Annotated in this window: 19 protein-coding genes and 2 tRNA genes; 10 read left to right on the top strand and 11 right to left on the bottom strand. The window is 48.3% G+C overall.

Annotated features, from left to right (window positions below):
* Window positions 1–4: 4 nt before the first annotated feature.
* Together hik12 and IQ217_RS10985 are read right to left on the bottom strand one after the other, a co-directional pair.
* Window positions 5–2509 carry a high salinity-induced biofilm formation sensor histidine kinase Hik12 gene (hik12, locus tag IQ217_RS10990; protein WP_194019976.1) on the bottom strand — a complete coding sequence of 835 codons (2505 nt, stop codon included), beginning with the start codon at window positions 2507–2509 and terminating at the stop codon, window positions 5–7.
* Window positions 2510–2701: 192 nt separating this feature from the next.
* Window positions 2702–3184, bottom strand: a complete 483-nt coding sequence (locus IQ217_RS10985) for a GNAT family N-acetyltransferase (RefSeq protein WP_194019975.1) — start codon at window positions 3182–3184, stop codon at window positions 2702–2704.
* Between the two features lie 334 nt (window positions 3185–3518).
* Here IQ217_RS10985 and hemJ point away from each other — a divergent pair, with 334 nt between their 5' ends.
* Window positions 3519–4151 carry a protoporphyrinogen oxidase HemJ gene (hemJ, locus tag IQ217_RS10980; RefSeq protein ID WP_194019974.1) on the top strand — a complete coding sequence of 211 codons (633 nt, stop codon included), beginning with the start codon at window positions 3519–3521 and terminating at the stop codon, window positions 4149–4151.
* A 145-nt stretch (window positions 4152–4296) separates the two neighbouring features.
* Window positions 4297–5046: a phosphoadenosine phosphosulfate reductase gene (gene cysH, locus IQ217_RS10975; RefSeq protein ID WP_194019973.1), complete on the top strand. Its 750-nt coding sequence runs from the start codon at window positions 4297–4299 to the stop codon at window positions 5044–5046.
* Window positions 5047–5097: 51 nt separating this feature from the next.
* On the opposite strand, the gene hrcA is transcribed toward cysH, so the two are convergent.
* From hrcA to IQ217_RS10960, 3 genes are all read right to left on the bottom strand, one after another.
* Complete coding sequence (gene hrcA / locus IQ217_RS10970) at window positions 5098–6234, bottom strand: heat-inducible transcriptional repressor HrcA (protein ID WP_194019972.1); 1137 nt, start codon at window positions 6232–6234, stop codon at window positions 5098–5100.
* A 190-nt stretch (window positions 6235–6424) separates the two neighbouring features.
* Window positions 6425–6509, bottom strand: a tRNA-Ser gene (locus IQ217_RS10965).
* A 57-nt stretch (window positions 6510–6566) separates the two neighbouring features.
* Window positions 6567–7136, bottom strand: coding sequence for a shikimate kinase (locus tag IQ217_RS10960; RefSeq protein WP_194019971.1), 570 nt, complete (start codon window positions 7134–7136; stop codon window positions 6567–6569).
* A gap of 269 nt (window positions 7137–7405) precedes the next feature.
* Here IQ217_RS10960 and IQ217_RS10955 point away from each other — a divergent pair, with 269 nt between their 5' ends.
* The 5 genes from IQ217_RS10955 to IQ217_RS10935 all read left to right on the top strand — a co-directional run bounded on the left by IQ217_RS10955 (window position 7406) and on the right by IQ217_RS10935 (window position 11342).
* Window positions 7406–8581: a transaldolase gene (locus IQ217_RS10955; RefSeq protein WP_190597607.1), complete on the top strand. Its 1176-nt coding sequence runs from the start codon at window positions 7406–7408 to the stop codon at window positions 8579–8581.
* Window positions 8582–8826: 245 nt separating this feature from the next.
* Window positions 8827–9024 (top strand): cytochrome b6f subunit PetP, encoded by a 198-nt coding sequence (gene petP, locus IQ217_RS10950; RefSeq protein ID WP_010871443.1) that lies wholly within the window; start codon window positions 8827–8829, stop codon window positions 9022–9024.
* Window positions 9025–9142: 118 nt separating this feature from the next.
* Entirely contained in the window at window positions 9143–10231 is a 1089-nt protein-coding gene (locus tag IQ217_RS19400; RefSeq protein WP_194019970.1) for a Get3/ArsA fold putative tail anchor-mediating ATPase NosAFP, read from the top strand.
* Between the two features lie 55 nt (window positions 10232–10286).
* A complete protein-coding gene (gene msrA / locus IQ217_RS10940; protein ID WP_194019988.1) occupies window positions 10287–10931 on the top strand; it encodes a peptide-methionine (S)-S-oxide reductase MsrA in 645 nt (214 codons plus the stop codon).
* A 60-nt stretch (window positions 10932–10991) separates the two neighbouring features.
* A complete protein-coding gene (locus tag IQ217_RS10935; RefSeq protein WP_228024006.1) occupies window positions 10992–11342 on the top strand; it encodes a DUF2288 domain-containing protein in 351 nt (116 codons plus the stop codon).
* Window positions 11343–11380: 38 nt separating this feature from the next.
* Here IQ217_RS10935 and IQ217_RS10930 read toward each other — a convergent pair whose 3' ends face one another.
* A complete protein-coding gene (locus tag IQ217_RS10930) occupies window positions 11381–12160 on the bottom strand; it encodes a tetratricopeptide repeat protein (protein WP_194019969.1) in 780 nt (259 codons plus the stop codon).
* 121 nt (window positions 12161–12281) lie between these two features.
* The gene (locus IQ217_RS10925) at window positions 12282–12812 is read right to left on the bottom strand and encodes a DnaJ domain-containing protein (RefSeq protein ID WP_194019968.1); all 531 of its coding nucleotides are present in this window, start codon (window positions 12810–12812) and stop codon (window positions 12282–12284) included.
* A 56-nt stretch (window positions 12813–12868) separates the two neighbouring features.
* Here IQ217_RS10925 and IQ217_RS10920 point away from each other — a divergent pair, with 56 nt between their 5' ends.
* Complete coding sequence (locus IQ217_RS10920) at window positions 12869–13474, top strand: thylakoid membrane photosystem I accumulation factor (protein WP_190597612.1); 606 nt, start codon at window positions 12869–12871, stop codon at window positions 13472–13474.
* An 89-nt stretch (window positions 13475–13563) separates the two neighbouring features.
* Here the strand turns inward: IQ217_RS10920 and IQ217_RS10915 are convergent, their stop codons facing one another.
* From IQ217_RS10915 to pheA, 4 genes are all read right to left on the bottom strand, one after another.
* Window positions 13564–15327 carry a hypothetical protein gene (locus tag IQ217_RS10915; RefSeq protein ID WP_194019967.1) on the bottom strand — a complete coding sequence of 588 codons (1764 nt, stop codon included), beginning with the start codon at window positions 15325–15327 and terminating at the stop codon, window positions 13564–13566.
* Between the two features lie 312 nt (window positions 15328–15639).
* A complete protein-coding gene (locus IQ217_RS10910; protein WP_194019966.1) occupies window positions 15640–16578 on the bottom strand; it encodes a glycosyltransferase family 2 protein in 939 nt (312 codons plus the stop codon).
* A 45-nt stretch (window positions 16579–16623) separates the two neighbouring features.
* Complete coding sequence (gene nblB, locus IQ217_RS10905; protein WP_194019965.1) at window positions 16624–17286, bottom strand: phycobilisome degradation protein NblB; 663 nt, start codon at window positions 17284–17286, stop codon at window positions 16624–16626.
* Between the two features lie 38 nt (window positions 17287–17324).
* Window positions 17325–18218 carry a prephenate dehydratase gene (pheA, locus tag IQ217_RS10900; RefSeq protein ID WP_194019964.1) on the bottom strand — a complete coding sequence of 298 codons (894 nt, stop codon included), beginning with the start codon at window positions 18216–18218 and terminating at the stop codon, window positions 17325–17327.
* A 61-nt stretch (window positions 18219–18279) separates the two neighbouring features.
* On the opposite strand from pheA, the gene IQ217_RS10895 reads away from it, so the two are divergent.
* Both IQ217_RS10895 and IQ217_RS10890 read left to right on the top strand, forming a co-directional pair.
* Window positions 18280–18351: transfer RNA gene (locus IQ217_RS10895), tRNA-Thr, on the top strand.
* Window positions 18352–18448: 97 nt separating this feature from the next.
* Window positions 18449–20206, top strand: a complete 1758-nt coding sequence (locus tag IQ217_RS10890; protein ID WP_228024007.1) for a sensor domain-containing diguanylate cyclase — start codon at window positions 18449–18451, stop codon at window positions 20204–20206.
* Window positions 20207–20234: the final 28 nt, after the last annotated feature.

The raw sequence follows: 20234 nt of genomic DNA, 5'->3' as shown, positions 1-20234 counted from the left end.
ATTACTACGATAACGGCTCAATTAGATCGAGAATTTTTTCGAATTCAAACTTACGCACCAATTTAGTTAGATTTTGCTCTAATTCTGACTCTGAGGCTGGAATTTCCGCTATCAATTTCATTACTTGCTCAGTGTCAGCTTCCAAAAGATAATGAGATAACTGAGTCAACCAATCCTGGGACATAATTAGCAAACTCTCTGGTTTCAATGCTGTGTCTCCTTGGCCATCGTTCTTGTCTGGGGCTGACTCATAAACATATGTTACCCCTAAATGTTTGGTCAAGGCGTCAAAAATGGTATTTTCCCGGAACGGCTTACGGAGAAAATCATCGCATCCGGCCGAAAGCACAATTGCCTTTTCTTCCTCTAGCACACTGGCCGTTAGGGCCACCACCGCCGTTGCATTGCCTTTGACCTGACCCTTGATGTGTTTGGTCGCTTCATAGCCGTCCATCACCGGCATTCTCATGTCCATAAAGATTAAATGGGGCTCCCAGCTTTCCCAGAGGGCGATCGCCTCCCGGCCGTTACTAGCTTCTTCGACCTCAAAACCAAAGGGAGCGAGGAGTTTAATTAATAATTGACGATTCACACTCTTATCATCCACCACCAGAATTTTATAGACAGGTTGCCCCGGGGTGAGGGCGAGAACTTTTTTCGCAGAATTCGGTTCCCGACTTAAAGTTATTTCCCCCAAATCAACTAAAATCGAAAAGCTAAAGGTGGTTCCCTGGTCAACCACACTACTAACGGTAATCTCCCCTCCCATTAAATTAATAAACTGACGGGTAATTGCTAAGCCTAATCCCGTGCCTTCTTGGGCATTGCGCCCCGATTCTGTTTGGGAAAAAGCTTCAAATAAATGACTTAATTCCACCTCGCTAATGCCTTTGCCCGTATCTTTAATGGTGAAGTCTAACCAATATTTACTTTTGGGTTCCGTTTCCGTCTCTTCATCGATCAATTCCCCTTGCTCCACATTCCTAAAGTTACTAGTTAGCACTACTTCCCCTTCTACTGTAAATTTAATTGCGTTGCTGAGGAGGTTTAGCAAAATTTGTCTTAGCTTAATTTCGTCACCATAAACGTATCGGGGTAGATCTTGATCGCGAATAAAAATTAGTTCTATGCCTTCATTAGCTGCTTTGAGATGGAGCATATCCTCCAGGTCATCCAGTAGGAGATAAAGATCAAAATGATAGCGGTTTAAATGGGTTTTACCCGCTTCAATTTTAGAAAAATCAAGGATATTATTGATTAAATTTAATAAATACTCTCCGCTACGTTGAATAATACCTGCATTTTCATATTGCTCCATTGGTAAGTTTTGGGTACGCAACATTAACTGGGAGAAGCCAATAATGGCATTGAGGGGAGAACGCAGTTCATGGCTCATATTGGCCACAAAAGTGCTTTTGGCCTTAGCTTCACTTTCAGCTATTTCTTTTGCTTTGACTAGGTCAACTTGCTTTTGGAGCGATTCATTATATTCTATGAGAATTTTTTCCCTTTGGGCTCTTTCTAATTCCCTTTGTTGATAGAGTTCTTGGAGTTTTTGATTTTGCTCTATTAATATTTGATTGGTAGTAAACAGTTGATTTTTTGATCTTTCATTTTCACTGAGAACCGCATTTAAAATCAGGGTGGTCATACTAATGCAGGCCAAAATCGACTGCAACAATAAAAGTTGATTTTTGATAGCGATTTTTTCTTGGTCTAGGGCAAGGATTAATACTAATAGGGCAGAAACAACAATTGTTAATAAAGAAGAACCAACTTCGGTGAAGCGAAAGGCTGACCAAAGCAGGAAGGGAATGAGTAGATATTCAATGGGATAACCATTGGCAATAATTTTAACAATTAATAAAACGCAAAAAACAATGCTGATTGCTTCTAGCCATTGTTCTTGTAGCAAGTTAATAAACGATTTAAAGTTATGATTACAAGCAATAATAAAAGGAGTGATAATCAACAGCGCAAAGGCATCGCTCAATAACCAGGTGTAGGCAACTTCAGAATATAAATTGAAAGGAATTTTGTCAAATGAATATAATAAAAGTGAGCAAATAATGGCGGCGGGTAAACGACTGCCAAAGCAAACAAAAATAATAAATCTAATAATATTTTTGATTTTAGAAAATAGGTAATTGTCCGCTGTGAGGCGATCACTAAGGTAGACTGAAAAAAGATTGGCTAAACCGACTACCCCGGTAACTGCCACGGTTAACATCAAATTGGCGGTGCTTTCCAACGCATGCAGGGCCATGGCTTCCCCCAATAGCAATCCCCCCAACATGCCCGGCCAGACTGGATAGCCCCAAATGGATAAAAAGCCGACAGCAACACCGGTAGGAATCCAAATTGGCGATGAAGCAGTGCCCGCATAGGTAATAAATAATTGGGAAATGTAGGTGGCTCCATAGATGGCGATCGCCGTTATGACTTGCTTTTGCCAGAACATTAATCGAAAAGCAACCAAGCTGTTGAAAAAAGTATTATTAATTCGCATTTTATCTTCTATTGTTTGGTGGAAAAATACTTAAATCATGATCTAAAATGTGATAAATTTTCCTAATTTTTCCCAAAGATACTGACAAGCTTAGATAGACCTAAATGTTCTTTTGATCACAGTCTGACAAGACAGGGGAACTGGTTACCTATCTTTTTGCTTAGGGACGAGTTCTAGCATTAGTCCCACAATCTATTGAGTTGGTTTGATGATTTTATCCATGGCAAATCGCCGTAAATTTTCTCCCCTTATGGTAACGGTTTCTTCCGCTATCACCACAAATCCTCTGGACTCGAAAAATGGCCGAGCCACCATACTTGCTTTGGTCTGAAGTTGACTTACCCCGTTAGTAAAGGCCAACCGCTCCACTGCTTGTATCAGCATAGTGGCAATGCCCCGGCGGGTAAAGGCTGGATGGACAAAAAGCAGGTCAACTAGTCCAGCGCCATCGTAGCCAATAAAGCCGACAATGGTTGCCCCCTGCTCAGCCACCACCACCACCATGGATTCCAGGCGATCGTGCCACCGTTGCCGGTCTGGTTTGGAGGGGGCCCAAGCACTCAGTTGGGCTGGGGAATAATGTTTAATTCCTAACTGATGGACAGCCTCGGTGAAGATGTGAATAATATTGTTTAAATCTGAAGGGTGATATGGGCGTAGATGAATGTTGTTCACTTGCGTTACTTGGTGGCAAAAAGTTGTCAATATTTTGCAGTAATTGCACTAAAAGTGAGCTAATTTTGCTAATTTATTGGGAATTCAATGGCCAGCGGTTCAGACTTCATGTTGGCTTTAAATGGTTAAGGCACTTTCAATGCAACCGGTTTTGATGCGCTCCCTTGGCTTCCACCATTACCAATGCAGAGATTTGATGGCTGAACCAAGTCTCCTCGGGGTCGGGAACAAGACTTTGCCTTTGAATAGGGCAATGCAAAATGATTTGGGACTGGGCAAGGCGATATAATGGCCCCCTTGGGTATGGGCTGATTACTTACCCTGTCCCTGGAGAATGCCCAAGTGCGAGTATTTCTCCCTTCTTTGTCCACCGTCAACTTTTACCATGGCCTACTACTGGTTTAAAGCCTTCCACCTGATTGGCATTGTTGTTTGGTTTGCTGGATTATTTTATTTAGTAAGGCTTTTTGTCTATCACGCTGAAGCAGACCAGGAGCCGGAACCAGCCAAAACTATCCTCAAAAAACAGTATGAGTTGATGGAAAAGCGGCTTTACAACATCATCACTACCCCTGGCATGGTGGTTACCGTAGCCATGGCGATCGGTCTCATTTCCACAGAACCAGAAATTCTCAAATCCGGTTGGCTCCACATCAAACTCACCTTTGTGGCTCTACTTTTGCTCTACCATTTCTACTGTGGTCGGGTGATGAAAAAGCTGGCCCAGGGAGAATCCCAATGGAGTGGGCAACAGTTCCGGGCGTTAAATGAGGCCCCGACTATTTTGCTCGTGGTAATTGTCCTACTGGCGGTGTTTAAGGGTAATTTACCCCTGGATGCCACCACCTGGTTAATTGTGGCTTTGGTCATTGCCATGGCTGCTTCAATTCAACTCTATGCCAAAAAACGTCGCCGGGACCAGGAACTACTAACTGAACAGCAAAAGGCGGCTTCGGCTCAGAATTAGTGGCTGACGTGGCTGAAATAGTGGCCGTAACTACTCAATAAGTAAGGGAGTTGAGTTTAATCTAAGCTCCATGCTCACCCCCTAACTCCGCCAGCGCTTTGTCCGTTACCTATACTTTTACCCAAATATTTTCCATCACTCACTGATGTCCCATACTCTGACTAAGCTCGATCTACCTACCCTACAAACGGATCTGGAAAATGCCACCGCCCAACAGATCATTACCTGGGCTGCCCAGACCTTTGGCCCCGGCTTGGTGATGAGCACTAGTTTCGGCATTCAGGCGGCGGTGATGCTCCATTTGGTGACCAGTATTGCGCCCAATATTCCTGTTATCTGGATCGACACGGGCTATTTGCCGTTGGAAACCTATCAGTTTGCCGATCAATTGACCAAACGATTGCAGTTGAATTTAAAGGTTTACCAATCTCCCCTCAGTCCGGCCCGCATGGAAGCGCTCTACGGTAAACTCTGGCAACAGAAGGATGTGGAATCCCTCAATCGCTATGACCAGATTCGCAAAGTAGAACCGATGCAGAGGGCTTTAAAAGAGTTAGAGGCGATCGCCTGGTTGACGGGGTTAAGGAGGGACCAAACCCGCCACCGTCAGAACTTAAAACCAGTGGATCTCCAGGGCAATCAATACAAGGTATTACCCATTTTGGACTGGACTTCTAAGATGATTTATGAATACCTGACAGCCCACGATCTACCCTACCATCCCTTTTTTGACCAAGGCTATGTATCCGTGGGGGATTGGCATTCTAGCCGGCCCCTGACGGCCCACGATGAAGATGAAAGGGACACCCGTTTCCACGGTCTCAAACAGGAATGTGGTTTACATTTGCCCTTATCGCCGGAAGCTGGCCAAAGTTTGGATTCCAGTTCCTTGTAGAACGGTTAATGGCACTCGAAAAAGTTACTAACCTGTTGCCTGGGGCTCTGCCTAATTTTTGCTCAATGCTTCCGATAAACATTCAGCGGCCTGTTCTACCAGGGGAATGGTTTGTTGATACACCATACGGGTAGGCCCCAGAATGCTCACACTTCCCACTGGTACCTTTTTTTGACGATAAATCGCCGACACCAAGGTGCAGGGATGCATGGATTCCAAGGGATTTTCTGCCCCAATACGGAGGGTTACCACGGGACGGGACCGGGGGGCCATTTCCCCCATCAGTAGACTGGTTTCCTGGCCCAAATTGCCCAGACTATCCCAACAGTCATCAGGGTCAAATAGGAGGGAAAATAATTGCTCCTGTTCCTGTTCTAACAAAGACAACAGCATTTGCACCTGTTCCAACTGGGAAAACTCCGGTTGCTGAATTACCTTGGAAACTCCATGGACTACTAGGGGCCCAGCCATGCGTCGTTGCAGGAGGGGCTTGATTTGTTGTTGCAAACCCTGGAGAAAATCGGCATAGATGCTAAATTTTTGGTCTAGTTCTTGCCAATTTAAATGGCTCAACTCAGAAAGGTTTTTACCCCGCAATTGGGCGTTGAGCAAGTTGGAAAAAATTGCTAATTCCTGTTCCAATTCCCCTTCCTCCTTGGCTTCCATGGTGGCGGGCAGATCCAGGGTAAGGGAATGGGTATGATAGCTGTCGGTGACCAGAATAATTAATATTTGATGGGACGGTAACAGCATCAATTGTAGATGGCGCAAATGTACTGTTTCCGTTTGGGGAAAGGTAATTAGGGTGATGTAGCCGCTTAAACTAGCCAAAATTTGCCCCATTCTCTGGATTAGGGCTTCAAAGTGCCAATTATCACCGCTAATTTCATTTTCTAACTTTTGCTTAACAGTGCGGCTCTGGCGATCGCTCCAGGTCAGGAGATTATCTACGTAGATGCGGTAGCCGGAATCGGAGGGAACTCGGCCGGCGGACACATGGGGCTGATAAAGTAAACCCGCTTTTTCCAGTTGTCCGAGGGCATTGCGAATGGTGGCGGAACTGACGGCAAATTGATACTCCTGGGCCAGGGTTTGAGACCCCACGGGCTCGGCGGTGGCAATGTAGTGCTGAACGGTGGCTCGGAGAATTTGCTGATGGCGATCGTTTAAGCGGAGGGGCTTCACCATTGTTTCCTAAATTGCGGGCTAAAGACTAGATGTTAAAACGGTTGGTGTCAGGATGGATAAAGATGCTTTAAGGCTGAAACTCCGTAAAAAGTTCTTAAAAAAACTAGATTATAAAATAATTACCCAGGATTTGCTTGTGCCGTTGCCAGAGCGCCCTGGATTAGATTCCGATTCATTCAAGTCAAGCAAGCGGAGAGGGTGGGATTCGAACCCACGTTGAGTTTCCCCAAACCCGATTTCAAGTCGGGCGCATTCGACCACTCTGCCACCTCTCCGAGAGGTCAAAGGTCAGTAAATCATCTTACCATGGCCGCCAGGGCGACATTATTTGATCAATTCTGTTCCGCACTGCATTGGGGTTTAAGTAACCCTGGAATAATGGCCAACAGTTCGGCGGCGATCGCCGGAGGGTCTTGATCTGGTTGCAGGGGAAACCGTAGGTCAGCCTGGGCGTAGAGGGGTTGCCGTTGGGTAATTAAATCTCCTAACCGTTCTTCTAGATTTTCCACCTGGAGCAAAGGTCTGCCTTCATCTCCCTGGAGTCGAGCCAATAGTAATTCCAGTGAACCATCGAGCCAGATGACCAGGCCGTGGTGCAAATAACTCCAATTTTGTCGTCTGAGCACTACTCCCCCGCCGGTGGCAATCACACTTCTGGTCTGGGCGGCCAGATGCCCCAACACCTCCGTTTCCAAATCCCGAAAAGTATCTTCCCCATCCTCGGCAAAAATGTCGGCGATCGCCTTACCGGCCACCCGCTCAATCAAGACATCCGCATCGAAAAAACGATACCCCAACTGTTCCGCTAATAGGGGGCCAACGGTGGATTTCCCACTGCCCATCATGCCGATCAGAAACAGGTTAACCCCTTGTAATTGTTCTTTGATTAAGTTTTGGCCCATGGCAAAGGTTGCGGTAGCAATACAAAAAATGTTTACGCCTAGATTTGGATAATTTTGGCAGAATTTATCATCATTCCCCAGGGTGGGTCTTTCAACTGACCATTGTTGCTGAAATTACCCAGCCCTAGGGCGACTGGAGCGGGGCTGGCCGACAATGACAGCATGGAAAAATCAGTCAAACATTTTTCATCAGCCTAAATCAAGGCCTCGCTTTCGGGAATCACCATTACCATTGGAGGGAAAGACGTTGAACTTTTTTAATTGCCATTATGGGTAAGAATCTCCTCGAACAACTGCGACAATTTACGGTGGTGGTGGCCGACACCGGCGACATCCAAGCCATTGAAACCTTTACCCCTAGGGATTCCACCACTAATCCTTCCTTGATTACGGCGGCGGCCCAGATGCCCCGATACCAGGAAATTGTGGACAGCACCCTGCTCAAAGCTAAGGACGAAGCGGGGGAAAATGCCTCTATCAAAGACATTGTCCGCCTAGCCTTTGACCGTTTGGCCGTGGCTTTTGGGGTCAAAATTCTACAAATTATCCCCGGTCGGGTTTCCACGGAAGTCGATGCCCGTCTTTCCTACGACACGGAAGCCACCATTGCCAAAGCCCGCTACCTGATTGGGGAATATGCCAAAGCTGGCATTGATAAAAAACGCATTCTGATCAAAATTGCTTCCACCTGGGAAGGTATTAAGGCGGCGGAAGTGTTGGAACAAGAAGGCATCCACTGCAACCTCACCTTACTGTTTGGACTCCACCAGGCGATCGCCTGTGCCGAAGCTAAAGTCACCCTCATTTCCCCCTTTGTGGGGCGCATTTTAGACTGGTATAAAAAATCGACCGGCAAAGAATATGCCAGCCATGAAGATCCTGGGGTGCAGTCCGTCACCGTCATTTATAACTACTACAAACGCTTTGGTTACAAAACTGAAGTCATGGGGGCCAGTTTCCGCAACATCGGCGAAATTACCGAATTGGCCGGCTGTGACCTGTTGACCATTTCCCCCCAGCTATTAGACCAACTGCGCAACACTGAAGAGGATCTGCCCCGCAAACTTGATCCAGCCACCGTGCCCCAGGACATTGAAAAAATTGCCATGGACAAGGCCACCTTCGACAAAATGCATGCCGAAGATCCCATGGCGTCGGAAAAACTGGCCGAAGGCATTGCCGGATTTACCAAAGCTTTAGAAGTTTTGGAGCACTTATTGGAAGAACGGTTAAAGGTTCTGGACGGCCAAGAGCACATCAAACATGGGGCAGAAGAAATCTTCCATGCCTACGATTTAGATGGGGATGGTTTTATTACCAGGGAAGAATGGGCCGGCACCGATGTGGTTTTTGATGCTTTAGACCGGGACCATGATGGCAAGATTACCGCGGCTGAAATGTCTGCTGGTTTGGGGGCCGCTTTCCGTTTGGCTTCTGTGGGTTAATAGGTTAGCTTCATAATTGGCAAGCAAAATCATTGCCAGAGATGGGCCATCGTCAATGATCGGGGGGAAATCTATGGCCCTATTGCTTTCCCCTGATTTCCTGCCACCGTCATAATTTTCCTTGGCTAAATGGTGGCGCAATTTTTTTGCTGATTTGACGCCAGTCTAGGGGCAAGGGAGGGCGCAGATTCCGCTAAACTGGGGGGGATTGCAATGTTTCTTTACTTAGCCACTATTTAAGCAATATGACGATTGAAATAGGTCAAAAAGTTAAGGTTTACCGTCTGCGGGACCGGGTTTCCCCCGATGTGGTGGGTAAACTGGGTAAAGTCGGTGTCGTTAAGGATTTTAAAATGACGGATGGCAGTGGCATCGGGGCCGTGGTTTCCTTTGATGACCGCACCGCCACCTGGTTTTTTGAGGACGAACTCAAAGCCATTTAATAATTGGTTTCGCTCTCCCCCATTGGTTTTGACTACACCCTCCCGATCGCCGTTGAGGTATTTTTTGCGGTCTGATTCGGGAATATTGGTTATGGTCGCTAGATTTTAGGAAATTGCTGTGGCATTAGTTCTAACTTTTTTAGGAAAAGGTGGCGTTGGCCGGACGACGGTGGCGATCGCCGCGGCTAAAAAGCTGGCCCAGGCGGGTCAGAGGGTGCTGGTGCTGGGGCAAGATCCTAGTTTGGCGTGGCAATGGGGAGCAACCCTGTCGGAAACGGCCCAGGGGGTGGAGGCAAACATTGATGGTTTACTGCTCAGTTCCACCCATCTGCTGGAAAGGGGCTGGGAAAAGCTTAAGGAAGTGGAAGCCCAGTATCTCCGATCGCCGGCTTTGAAAAATATCTATGGGGAAGAATTGGGGGTGCTGCCGGGCATGGACGAGGTGTTGGTGCTCAATGCCCTGCGGGAATACGAACTCAGCGGTCGCTATGACGTGCTGATTTACGACGGCCCCGGCAACCTCTCTACCCTGAGGATGTTGGGCATTCCGGAAATTGCCAGTTGGTATTGGCGGCGCTTCCAGAAAGTATTGGCAGATTCAGAAGTGGTGCAGACCCTTTCCCCCTTTGTGCAACCAGTGGCCAGTGCGGTGCTGAGTGTGAACTGGAGTCCAGACCAAATGCTTAACCACCCCGATGGCCCCCAGAATTTGCTCCAGCAGGGTAAAACGGCGATCGCCGACCCGAGTCGGTTTGCGGCCTACTTGGTTACTAGCACTGACACCCTGGCCCAAAAAACAGCTCAGAGCTATTGGGGCGGAGCCCAGCAAGTGGGGATAACGGTCAAGGGGGTGATTCAAACTCCCCTGGGCAACGGCAGTGTGGATGCCAGTCTGTTTAATCCGTTGACCGTTGCAGCTTTACCTACCTATAGCCAAGGTAATTGGCAACCTCTCATGGATGCGTTACCCAATCCCCAAGCCATGGGGTCTGCCCCCCGACCGTTGGAAATTGACGTTAATGCTCGGCAAGTAAAGATATTTTTGCCCGGCTTTGATAAGCGCCAGGTGAAGTTAACCCAGTCGGGACCAGAATTGACCATTGAAGCGGGGGATCAACGGCGCAACATTGACCTACCCGGTAACTTACGGGGCAAAGCAGTGGCCGGGGCCAAATTCCAAGGAGGTTATCTAATTGTTAGTTTTTAGTGTCAATCTGGCTCAATCCCTACGTCGGCGTAGTTTCTGGTTCACCCTGGCCCTGGTGGGGGTGGCGATCGCCGTAGGTAGTTACTTAATCAATCCTTTTTCTAAAGTCATCCCCGATCCGGTGGTGGATACGGCTCTGGTATCTAGTCCCAACAATGGAACCGAAAGGGCTATTTTTGCCGGGGGCTGTTTTTGGGGTCTGGAAGCCATGTTCGAGGAAGTACGGGGGGTTACGGATGTACGAACGGGCTACAGCGGCGGTACTGAGGCGACGGCCAACTATGCCAGGGTGAGCGGCGGTGGCACTGACCATGCGGAATCCATTGAAATCGTTTACGACCCCGCCCAGGTAAGTTACGGCGAACTGTTGAAAATTTTCTTTTCCGTTGGCCACGACCCCACCCAGGTCAATCGTCAGGGGGTAGACCAGGGCCGTCAATATCGTTCGGCCATCTTTGCCACCACTCCCGAACAAAAGCAGGTGGCCCAAGCCTACATTGACCAGCTAGAAGAAAGTCAGGCCTTTGACCAGGCGATCGCCACGGAGGTGAATGATTTTGACGCTTTTTATCCGGCGGAGGACTACCACCAAGATTTTGTCCAACGCAACCCAGCCCATCCCTATGTGTTAGTCCACGATTTGCCCAAACTGCGTAAATTTCGCCAGCAGTACAGCGATAAGTTAAAAACCCAAAGTTAGGGGTTAGTAAACTTGAGACTAATGCTTGCTTTTGCTTAGAGAGAGCCTAGGACGATAGCCTTGCCCAATTTAACAAATGCCAACAACTGGCAAAATACCGACAGCATTATTGATCCAAAATCAATGACCGATATTCAAAAACAGTTACAAGAAGAATTGGCCCCCATGGATTGGGGCACCATCATTCCCCATGCCAAAAGGGATGCGGTGATTGTGGTGGATGGTAGTTTAGATTTGCTCTCCGTCGGCCTGGCGATCGCCAAGGATGAAGTTAACCAAGTCAATCATTGGATTAGTGAATTACTGATCCATAAACCCACCGAGCAGGAATTAACCGATTGGAATGATCAACCAGAACGGGAATTTCAAACCCTAATTGTTCAACCCTATGTGTTAGTGCAAGCCTGTTGAGTTGACGAGTTTGGGTCACAGATTTTCAAGAGTACAAGCTAAGCCTCAATGGCTCGGATTTGGGTGAGGATAGCCTCCGCTTTTTGGGCCATGTCACCTTTCCCCTGGGCACTGAACAACGAGGCCGCCTTGGTCAGATCCGCGATCGCCTTCGATTCATCCCCCAAACGGTATTGGGTTAGGCCCCGGTTGAAATAGGCTTCAGCCGCATTGGGATCCAACTGGATAGTTTGGTTATAGTCCGCCAGGGCCTGTTGGTCTTGCTTGAGACGGTTATGGGTCAGGGCCCGATTGTAATAGGCGTTGGCATGTTGGGCATTAATACGGATGGCGTCGTTATAGTCGGCGATCGCCGTGGTTTCATTGCCTAATTGGGACTGGGAATTACCCCGATAAACGTAGAAATCTGCATAATTGGCGTTAATTTCGATGGCATTACTGCAATCTTCAATAGCTTTGTCGTACTGACTCAATAAAAAATAGGCGTAACAGCGGTTACCTAGGGCATAGGCAAATTGGGGATTTAAACTAATAGCCTGGTTGTAGTCCGTAATGGCCGCTTGGTACTGTCCCAAAACGTGTTTGGCATAGCCCCGGTTGTAATAAGCATCGGCATCCTGGTCATTGAGTTTGAGGGATTCAGTAAAATCGGCGATCGCCCCGGAGAAATTTTGGGCCGCCAATTTATCCACCCCATCGTTGTACCATTGCACCGCCGACTTGGTTTGGGCCAACACCGGCAAGCTCAGACCCCAGGCAACGGTTACAGCCATGACAGTCAAGCGTTGGGGCCAGGAAAAAAGATGGGAGGACGCCATAGGATTTTTTAGAATTAACGTTAGGTCAATGGGAGATGGGGGCTTTGTTTGGCGTGGATTAGGATAATCTACCCGCCAGGGGGAATGGGATGGGATCTGTTTGGGTTGTAATTAAACTCCCTTACCCCAGGTTGATAAACCATGGTAACAAGCTGGGAATTATCAAAGGATCTCCCCTCAGCCAGGCAATCAACAGGGCCAAGGCTAAACATCCCCCCAAGGTGAGCCCCAACAGAGCCAAAGCAAAAAACTCCCCCGCCGACAAAGGGCGATCGCTGGCATCCAGATAGGCTGAATTTTTCCCTAGGGTTGTCGATGTTGCTGGATTTTGCCCCCGGGGTTGATCCGGCGGTACTTGAATTACATTCCACCGGGAATAGCCGATTTGCAAATCATACACAGAACGGCGATCGGGATTGCTTAAAACGGCGTAAGCCTCATTCAAGCGCTGGAATTTGACCGTGGCAATGTCCGGGGCCAACAGAGTAGTGTCTGGATGGTAACGCTTGCTCAACTCCCGATAGGCTCGACGGATGGCCACCGGGGAAGCGGCGGGGTGCAGTTCTAACACACCGTAATAGCTATCCGCAAAAGGGGAAGGAAATCCTCCCGGCCTGGGTCGAGATTGGCTGGAATAGGAATTAGAAGACACGGGAAAGTTTACATTGGAAAAGGCTTTGCCCTATTTTAGACTGAGTTTTTTCCACGATGATTATGTCTGTGTGTTTGCCTTGGCTGGCCCGTTGTCGCCGCTTTCTCGTAGTTACCTTTACTTTTACTGTTCTACTGTTGGGCCTTTGGGGCACTCTGCCCTTATCCCTGGCCGATCACGGTACGGCGATCGCCGCTTTGGAAGATGACCGTTACGATGGCAACATTTTTGTTGTTTATGCTGGCAATGGTTCCCTGGTGCCGCCCCGCTTAAATTTGAAAGAATCCTTTGAGCGTGAGTTACCAGTCATTTTGGTTTACTACCTCGATGACAGTAAAGATTGCAAACAATATGCCTTCATTGTTTCCCGCATGCAGGAATTTTACGGCCGGGTCGCTAGCATTATCCCCGTATCCGTTGATGGTATTCCCGATCAAAAACGTTTCCGTCGAGATGAACCTGGTTACTATTACAGCGGTGGGGTTCCCCAAACGGTGATCCTAGATAAAAACGGCAAAAAAATATTTGATGCCCAAGGGGTGCTGAAATTTGAAGTGGTGGATGATGTGCTGCGGGATCTGTTTGATCTGTTGCCCCGGTCGGAGTCCGTTGAGCTCAAACAGCGCACCTACAACGAATTTAATAGCGAATTAGTTGATTAACCAATTATCCCGGCCAAAAAAAACGGATAGGCCCACTGGGTTTATCCGCTTTATGGTCAATTTTTTACGAGTAAAGTTAGGGAAAAATTTTAGGGATCGTGATCGCTAGAGCCGAAGTCAAAATCGTCCAGGGAAACTGAAGTTCCAGCATCGCCGCCGGAAGAACTAGTATCACCCAACAGGGCATCCAGATCATCCAATTCGCCGCTGCCACTGGAGGGGTCTTCGCCGAGCATATCCGCTAAACCGGGAAAAAGATCGTCATCGTCGCCCTGGTGTAACTTAGCTTGGTCTGCACTGCTTTCATCGATTTGCAGTAGGGCTAGTAGATCGTTGTCAGAGGAATTAGGGTCTTCATCCAAAACATTAACGAAAGGATCTCCCCCATGGGTTTCCGGGTTGGCCTCCAACAGGTCTGGAAAATCGCCACTCCCTTCAGCTAATATTTCCATGCTGGCAAAACCGGCGCTGATGGGCTCCTCGTTGGAAAATTCCGGTAGGAACTCATCTTCATTCTGCCCAGGGAAAAGCTCTGCATCCTCTGTTTGTAATTCCAAGAGAAAGTCAAGGTCATCGACCTCAGCACCTCCTTCCCCCGGCAGAATTTCTTCAGTGTTTAGCTCAGGGGTCGGGCTGCCTGTATCCAGACTGGCCAGTAAATCTTCAGACAAATTCAAGTCATCACCGGAGTCGGGTGTAAAGGAAAGATCTTCACCGAAGTCTTCCAATTCCCCCAAGGTTTCCGCCGGCGTCTCGGTGAATAAAGGGAGTTCTGGCGTTGATTCTTCGCCACTCAATTCGGCTAGAAATTGGTCATCACTTTGTTCCGTTGCCGCCGCTTCTAGCGTTTCCCCGCCAAATAGCTCTGCTGATTGCTGTTCGGGGTCGGTAATGCCCTCCTCGCTGATGTCTGGTAATTCGGTTTCTAAATCCATTGGCCCAAGATTTTGTTCCCCCTCGCCAAAATCCATATCCGGCAGGGAAGCTTCTACTTGGTCGCCATCAAAAGATTCAAAGGAGTCGGCTTCAGCGGGAGCATCAACCCAATTTTCTAAGTCGGCTTCCGCTTCTGTGTCGGTGGTTTCAGTGGGAGGGGCATCAAAAGGAGAAAAACCTTCCTCCTCCGCCATCGGTTCCTCTGGTTGCTCCTGCTGGTCTAGGGGTTCTACTTCTGGTTCCGCAGTGGCGTAGTCATCAACCCAGTTTCCTTCCTGATCCGGGGCTGTTTCTTCGGCAACGGTGGCCTCCATGAATTCTGCAACGGGTTCGGCCGCTGGCTCAAATTCTGCGTCTAGGGTTTCCGTAAATTCGGCGATCGCCGGGGGAGCAAAATCCTCCGTCAAAGGCTCGGGTACTGGGGGAGAAGACTGCTGGAGGGCCTCAATTTCAGCTTGGTATTGATTCTGGAGGGCCTGGACTGTGGCTTGGTGTTCCTGCTCCATGGCCAGTAACTGAGCTTGGAGAGCGACAACTTCATCGCTTTGGTCGGGGGGCCACTGCCCCTCTGCGGGCCCGCTTTCCCTGAGGGAATTAAGCTCATCTTCTAGGGCTGTTTTTTCCGCCGTCAACTGGGCTAGGGCTGCTGCTTGGGTTGCTTGGAGCTCATCTAGCTGGTTACGATGGTTGGACTCCAGGGATTCCAGTCTAGCTTGGAGGGCTTGGGTTTCTCCCTTTTGAGCCTCCAACTGAAATTGGAGCGTTTCGGTATCTTCGCTGGCACTTTTGGCACGGCCCAATTTGCTTTTAGTGCTATCCAACTTTTTCTGAAGTTTGGTAACCAGGGTGAAATAGGTACCGGCAAAACCAACGACTAGCCCGATGATTACCCCCAACACCAAAGATAAAGTTTCCATGTAATGTCTCCAAAGTGACAGTTAAGTTAGAAAATACCCATTCTGACCAAGGAGCTCAGCAGTAACGGGTTGTTAGTCCGGTTGACCAACGGGGAAAAGCAGCCTTTATTGAGCTAAAAGACTCAATTCACTGTAACAGTGTGTAACTAAATTGAATGAGCAGGATTAGCTTAAATGATAGGGAATTTTGGGAAAGCGGTGCCCCTAAGTCAAAATTTCTTAAGAATTAACCTTGTAAGTCGGGGAAAAATTGTTGATATTCTGCCCATAAACCCAACTAAACCCATCAGATTTGCAGGGCTTCAACCTGTTTTAATGGGAGCTTTGGCTTTCTGCAAAGGCGGCATATACCCCTTGGACGTTATACCAATTGAGGAAAATTCGGGCGATTTCTAGGGCTAGTTGGGGTCGACCATGGTCAATGAGCCATTGGAGGAGGGGAGCCATTGTTTTTTCATTCAAGCGTCCTCCCAAGGAAAGTAATCCCCACAGTAACCAATGGAGCCTAGTCATTTGGATCATCAGCCGCACTTCCCAGGTGGGATGTTTTTGGTAGAACAAAACCCCCATGCGTCCCCTTTGTACTTCCTGGTCAATCAATTTGGGGATTTGTTGCAGGCTAAAGGGAGGATGCCAATGGTAACCCACTGCCCGGGGGCATTTAACGAGTTTTAAGCCTAAATTTTTCAGTCTGACTCCCAATTCCAAATCTTCCCAGCCGTACAGTTGAAAGCCGGTGTCGAATAAACCTGCTTCTAGTAACCATTGCTTGGCGATCGCCACGTTGCCGGTGGCAAAGAAAGCGGCGGAATAATCGGTTAGTTTATAGGGCTCCGATTCGGGAGAGTCAAAGTTACAGGTATTGACCACAGCCCCATAGGTAAAAACCCGATCCGAGTTGTATTGTGCTTTGCCCCGTTGTAAACCTTCAGCGTGGGCTTGGAGAAAGACCTCCGTCACCACCAAATCACTGTCAATAAAAATGATGGTGTCCCCCTGGGCCTGCTTCACTCCCAGGTTACGGGCGGCGGCGGGACCCTGGTGATCCTGCTCCCATGGCCGTACGTGGGGCAATTCCTGGCGATGTTCTGCCAGCCAAGCTAGGGTGCCATCGGTGGAGCCGTCATCCACCACCACGATTTCATAGCCTGCGATTAAGTCTTGATTAAAGGTCTGTTTTTCCAGGGCCCGCAGGCATTTTTCCAGGATCGGCAAACGGTTATAGGTGGGAATGACAACACTGAAAAACATAAATAAACCCAGGCATGTTCAAGGGACTTTCCAGCTTAACCCAGCCTAGGCGGCCAATAATTCCCGGGCTGTGCTGGCCACTTGTTCTGCCTTATCCTGGGCTAGCTGTTGCAGTAAACTTTGGCGATCGGGATGCTCCAGATGACCCACCGCCAGGGCCAACCGATAGCGCACTTGCCAGTCTTCGTCCTGGGCTAGGGGCACCAACAGGGGAAAGGCATCGGGGTTACCCAGTTCCCCCAAGGCGCTAATGGCCGCAGTGCGAATTAAGCTATTTTCCGAGCTGAGGGCAATTTTGAGCAGGTCGAAGCCCCGGCTATCCCCCATTTCCCCCAGGGTGGCCACAATACTCATTTGTAGGAGCCATTCCGGGGTTTCTTCATAGGCTTTTTTCAGGTCGGGATAGGCTGCGGTTAATTTCAGCCCTCCGATCACATCCGCCGCCACCGATTGCACGTCAATTTCTGGATCGTTAAACAGGCGATCGCGCAGCAGTTGCAATGATTGTTCCAAATCAGCATTACCCACCGGATCCAGTTGGCTAACAGCGGCATAGCGGATGCGAGGATTGGCATCGTTGACCAAAGGTTTCAGCAGGGGAAATGCTTGGGCTGGCTCCAGGGCCCGCAGTTGATTCAAACCCCGGACTTTATCACTGAAACTTTCTGAATCAAGTAGTGCTTTGATGGAGGCGACGGGATCACTCATAAACAACAAGAATTGGAAAAATCAACAAAGGGCTATGGTTACAAGGGACTAGGCCAACCCGGTGGGTGGAAATGCTGGAGGTCGGCCAATTGTAGGACTTTTGTGGGGTAGCTGCCAAAAATTTTTAGCACTTCCGTGTATTGTTTTAGTCTTTCTAAAGCTTCTTGGAGTCTGGGTTCCGTTTGGCTAGCTTCCAAGTCCATAAAGAAGACATATTCCCCCAAGGATCGCTTCGTGGGGCGGGACTCGATGCGGCTGAGGTTAATTTTTCTCTGGGCTAGGAGTTGCAAAGGGGTAACCAAGGCCCCTGGCACATTGCGGGGCACACTAAACGCCAGGGTGGTATGGCTCCCTGTTAAATGGCCCTCCGCCCCGATCGCCCAAAAGCGGGTGCAATTGTCGGGGTAATCTTGAATGTCTGTGTGTAGTACAGGGAGATCAAAGAGGGTGGCGGCCCTGGGAGAGGCGATCGCCGCTGCTGTGGGATCATCGCCAATAATCTGAATCGCTTCGGTGGTGGAGTTGGCCGGCACTAAACTCACCTGGGGAAGATGGGCGCTCAACCATTTCTGGCATTGCCCCAAGGCCTGGGGATGGGACACAACCCTAGTTAAATCTACTAAAAGTTTCCCTCGGCTGAGCAAAACATGGGTGATGGGCAGCACCAATTCCTGTTGTATCTTCAAATTTTCCGCCGCCCAAAGGCCATCCAAGGTAATGGCAATGCCCCCTTCCGTCGAATTTTCCACCGGCACGATCGCCACATCTACTAAGCCTTGGGCCGCCGCCTCCAGGGTTTTACCAATGCTAGGACAGGGCAAAAATTTCACCTCCTGCCCAGTGCGCCCCTGATATTGTTCCCCATAAACCAGGGCGACGGTTTCCGTGTTGGTTCCCCTTGGCCCCAAATGTGCAACGACCAATGGCGGCATAAATTCTCCCCAGGAAAGCTGGTACAGAAAATGTTATCATTTTGCAGAGGAATTAGGTCGTGCCGAAGTAGCTCAGTGGTAGAGTAGCTGATTCGTAATCAGTTGGTCGTGGGTTCAAATCCCATCTTCGGCTTCATCTTTATATTTTGCCAGCACAACTTTTCCCAGTTCGCCCCGGTCCTTTTTAGCACAAATAAAAAGTCTAGGCAATTAAGCCTATACTTACTCCAATGTCGGACGCTATACTGCAAAGCTATCGACAGATTGGCACACTGAAGCATCGGGAAATTTTAAGCTGTGGGGGCAGTGCAATTATGGATAAACAGGGTTACTGGTTTCCCATCCACCATCGTGAACTAGTCCGCTGGATTAAGGGCAGTGGCAGTGCGAGTTTTTTGCAGAGTCCCCTGCTTCATAATATTCTCTTAAATCTTCTGGTAGCTCTGTTTTATGTTGTAGGCATTAAGCTAAGTGATCAGCTAGTTAGCACCCTATTACCGGGAAGAATTACCCCCGTTTGGTTTCCCTCTGCCCTTACCTTTGGAGTGTTTTTTCACTTCGGCCATTGGGTCACCCCAGGTATTATTCTTGGCTCAGTGTTAGGTTTAGTTTCAGTATTTTCTACCTTTGATCCCCCCCCCAGCATTGCTCAATTTCTGATGCTAGAAACAGCCTTTGCTTTTGCCAATATTCTTCAACCCTTTGTGGGGGATCTATGGCTAAAAAGAAAACTGAGGTCCTTAGCCCAAAGGGAATCGTTCCCTATTATCAAGGACAGTGAGAGTATACGAGAACCATTGGCCGTCCTCAATCCATTCCAAAGGGTTTCCACCACCATTGCTTTTGTCCAGGGGGCTGTCATTGGTCCGTTTTTGTCAGCGGTTATTGGTGTTACCACGCTGCTGTGTTTGGGCATTGTTGCCAAGGAAAACATTCTCTACTCTTGGATAACTTGGTGGTCTAATAGCGTGCTGGCAATTATTGTCTTCACGCCGGTGTTAATTAATATTCGCTTTTATCGTTTTCGTCGTCATCATATATTCAATAATAAATTAATTATTTCCATTGCTTTAACCGTTTTAGTCTGGTTTTTATCGTTTTATAAATCCTACCCACTCGCCTACATGTTTTTGCCACTAATTCTATTTGTGGTTTTTCATTTTGGCGACTTCTTTGCTAGTGTTTTTGTGGCATTTTTCGCTTTTTTTGCTATTTTTGCCACTGCCCAAGGTCAAGGTGTGTTCAACTATGACTCCGGCAATAATTCGGTAATATTCCTACAGATGTTTACGGCGGTGATTTCCATGACAGCATTATTTTTCTCCGCCATTATTCAAGAAAAGAGAATTGCCCAACAATCCCTCTACCAAGCAGTAAAAAGTTTAGAAAATGAAGTGCAGAAAAGAACTGACAAATTGACCGCCGTTAACAAATCCTTGGAATTGGCCAATGTTGAACTCAATAAACTAGCCCACATTGATGGCCTGACCCATATCCCTAACCGTCGTTACTTTGAACAACAATTTGCCGCCGAATGGCAAATTTTCCTCCAGAGGGGCCAGCGCTTAACAGTGATGATGGTGGATGTGGACCATTTCAAACTCTATAACGACCACTATGGCCACTGCCAGGGAGATATTTGTCTCACGGAGATTGCCCAAATATTGCAAAGTTGCATCCGTCAACCAGGGTCTGATTTTGTCGCCCGTTACGGCGGCGAGGAATTTGTCCTAGTATTGCCGGAAGTAGACCAACTCGGGGCGATCGCCATTGCCCAAAGAATTAAAACTGCCCTGCAAACCCCAGGTATTCCCCACCAAGCAGTGGATTCGGTCGCCAATGTCACCTGTAGTATTGGCATTGCTGTGGCCCATTCTGAATTTGAAGGTGACAAGGAAACACTGCTTAAACAAGCAGACCAAGCTTTATATTGCGCCAAACAGGCAGGCAGGAATCAATATTTTCTCTTCAACTATGCCGAGGAGTGAATCAACGCCATATTACCGCCCCAGTTGA

This window comes from Synechocystis salina LEGE 00031, from assembly GCF_015207985.1.
Classification (GTDB): domain Bacteria; phylum Cyanobacteriota; class Cyanobacteriia; order Cyanobacteriales; family Microcystaceae; genus Synechocystis; species Synechocystis salina.
The sequence above is the reverse complement of the archived record's forward strand: the minus strand, read 5'-3'. Positions and strand labels throughout refer to the sequence as shown.

What these genes read in the sequence shown, in the direction of transcription:
- pheA (WP_194019964.1), bottom strand. Translation starts at nt 18,218, where the DNA reads ATGCCGCCATTGGTCGTTGCACATTTGGGGCCAAGGGGAACCAACACG.
- nblB (WP_194019965.1), bottom strand. Translation starts at nt 17,286, where the DNA reads ATGAGTGATCCCGTCGCCTCCATCAAAGCACTACTTGATTCAGAAAGT.
- IQ217_RS10890 (WP_228024007.1), top strand. Translation starts at nt 18,449, where the DNA reads ATGTCGGACGCTATACTGCAAAGCTATCGACAGATTGGCACACTGAAG.
- hrcA (WP_194019972.1), bottom strand. Translation starts at nt 6,234, where the DNA reads ATGGTGAAGCCCCTCCGCTTAAACGATCGCCATCAGCAAATTCTCCGA.
- IQ217_RS10930 (WP_194019969.1), bottom strand. Translation starts at nt 12,160, where the DNA reads ATGGCGTCCTCCCATCTTTTTTCCTGGCCCCAACGCTTGACTGTCATG.
- IQ217_RS10955 (WP_190597607.1), top strand. Translation starts at nt 7,406, where the DNA reads ATGGGTAAGAATCTCCTCGAACAACTGCGACAATTTACGGTGGTGGTG.
- IQ217_RS10910 (WP_194019966.1), bottom strand. Translation starts at nt 16,578, where the DNA reads ATGTTTTTCAGTGTTGTCATTCCCACCTATAACCGTTTGCCGATCCTG.
- cysH (WP_194019973.1), top strand. Translation starts at nt 4,297, where the DNA reads ATGTCCCATACTCTGACTAAGCTCGATCTACCTACCCTACAAACGGAT.
- petP (WP_010871443.1), top strand. Translation starts at nt 8,827, where the DNA reads ATGACGATTGAAATAGGTCAAAAAGTTAAGGTTTACCGTCTGCGGGAC.
- IQ217_RS10920 (WP_190597612.1), top strand. Translation starts at nt 12,869, where the DNA reads ATGATTATGTCTGTGTGTTTGCCTTGGCTGGCCCGTTGTCGCCGCTTT.
- hik12 (WP_194019976.1), bottom strand. Translation starts at nt 2,509, where the DNA reads ATGCGAATTAATAATACTTTTTTCAACAGCTTGGTTGCTTTTCGATTA.
- hemJ (WP_194019974.1), top strand. Translation starts at nt 3,519, where the DNA reads ATGCCCAAGTGCGAGTATTTCTCCCTTCTTTGTCCACCGTCAACTTTT.
- IQ217_RS10960 (WP_194019971.1), bottom strand. Translation starts at nt 7,136, where the DNA reads ATGGGCCAAAACTTAATCAAAGAACAATTACAAGGGGTTAACCTGTTT.
- IQ217_RS10915 (WP_194019967.1), bottom strand. Translation starts at nt 15,327, where the DNA reads ATGGAAACTTTATCTTTGGTGTTGGGGGTAATCATCGGGCTAGTCGTT.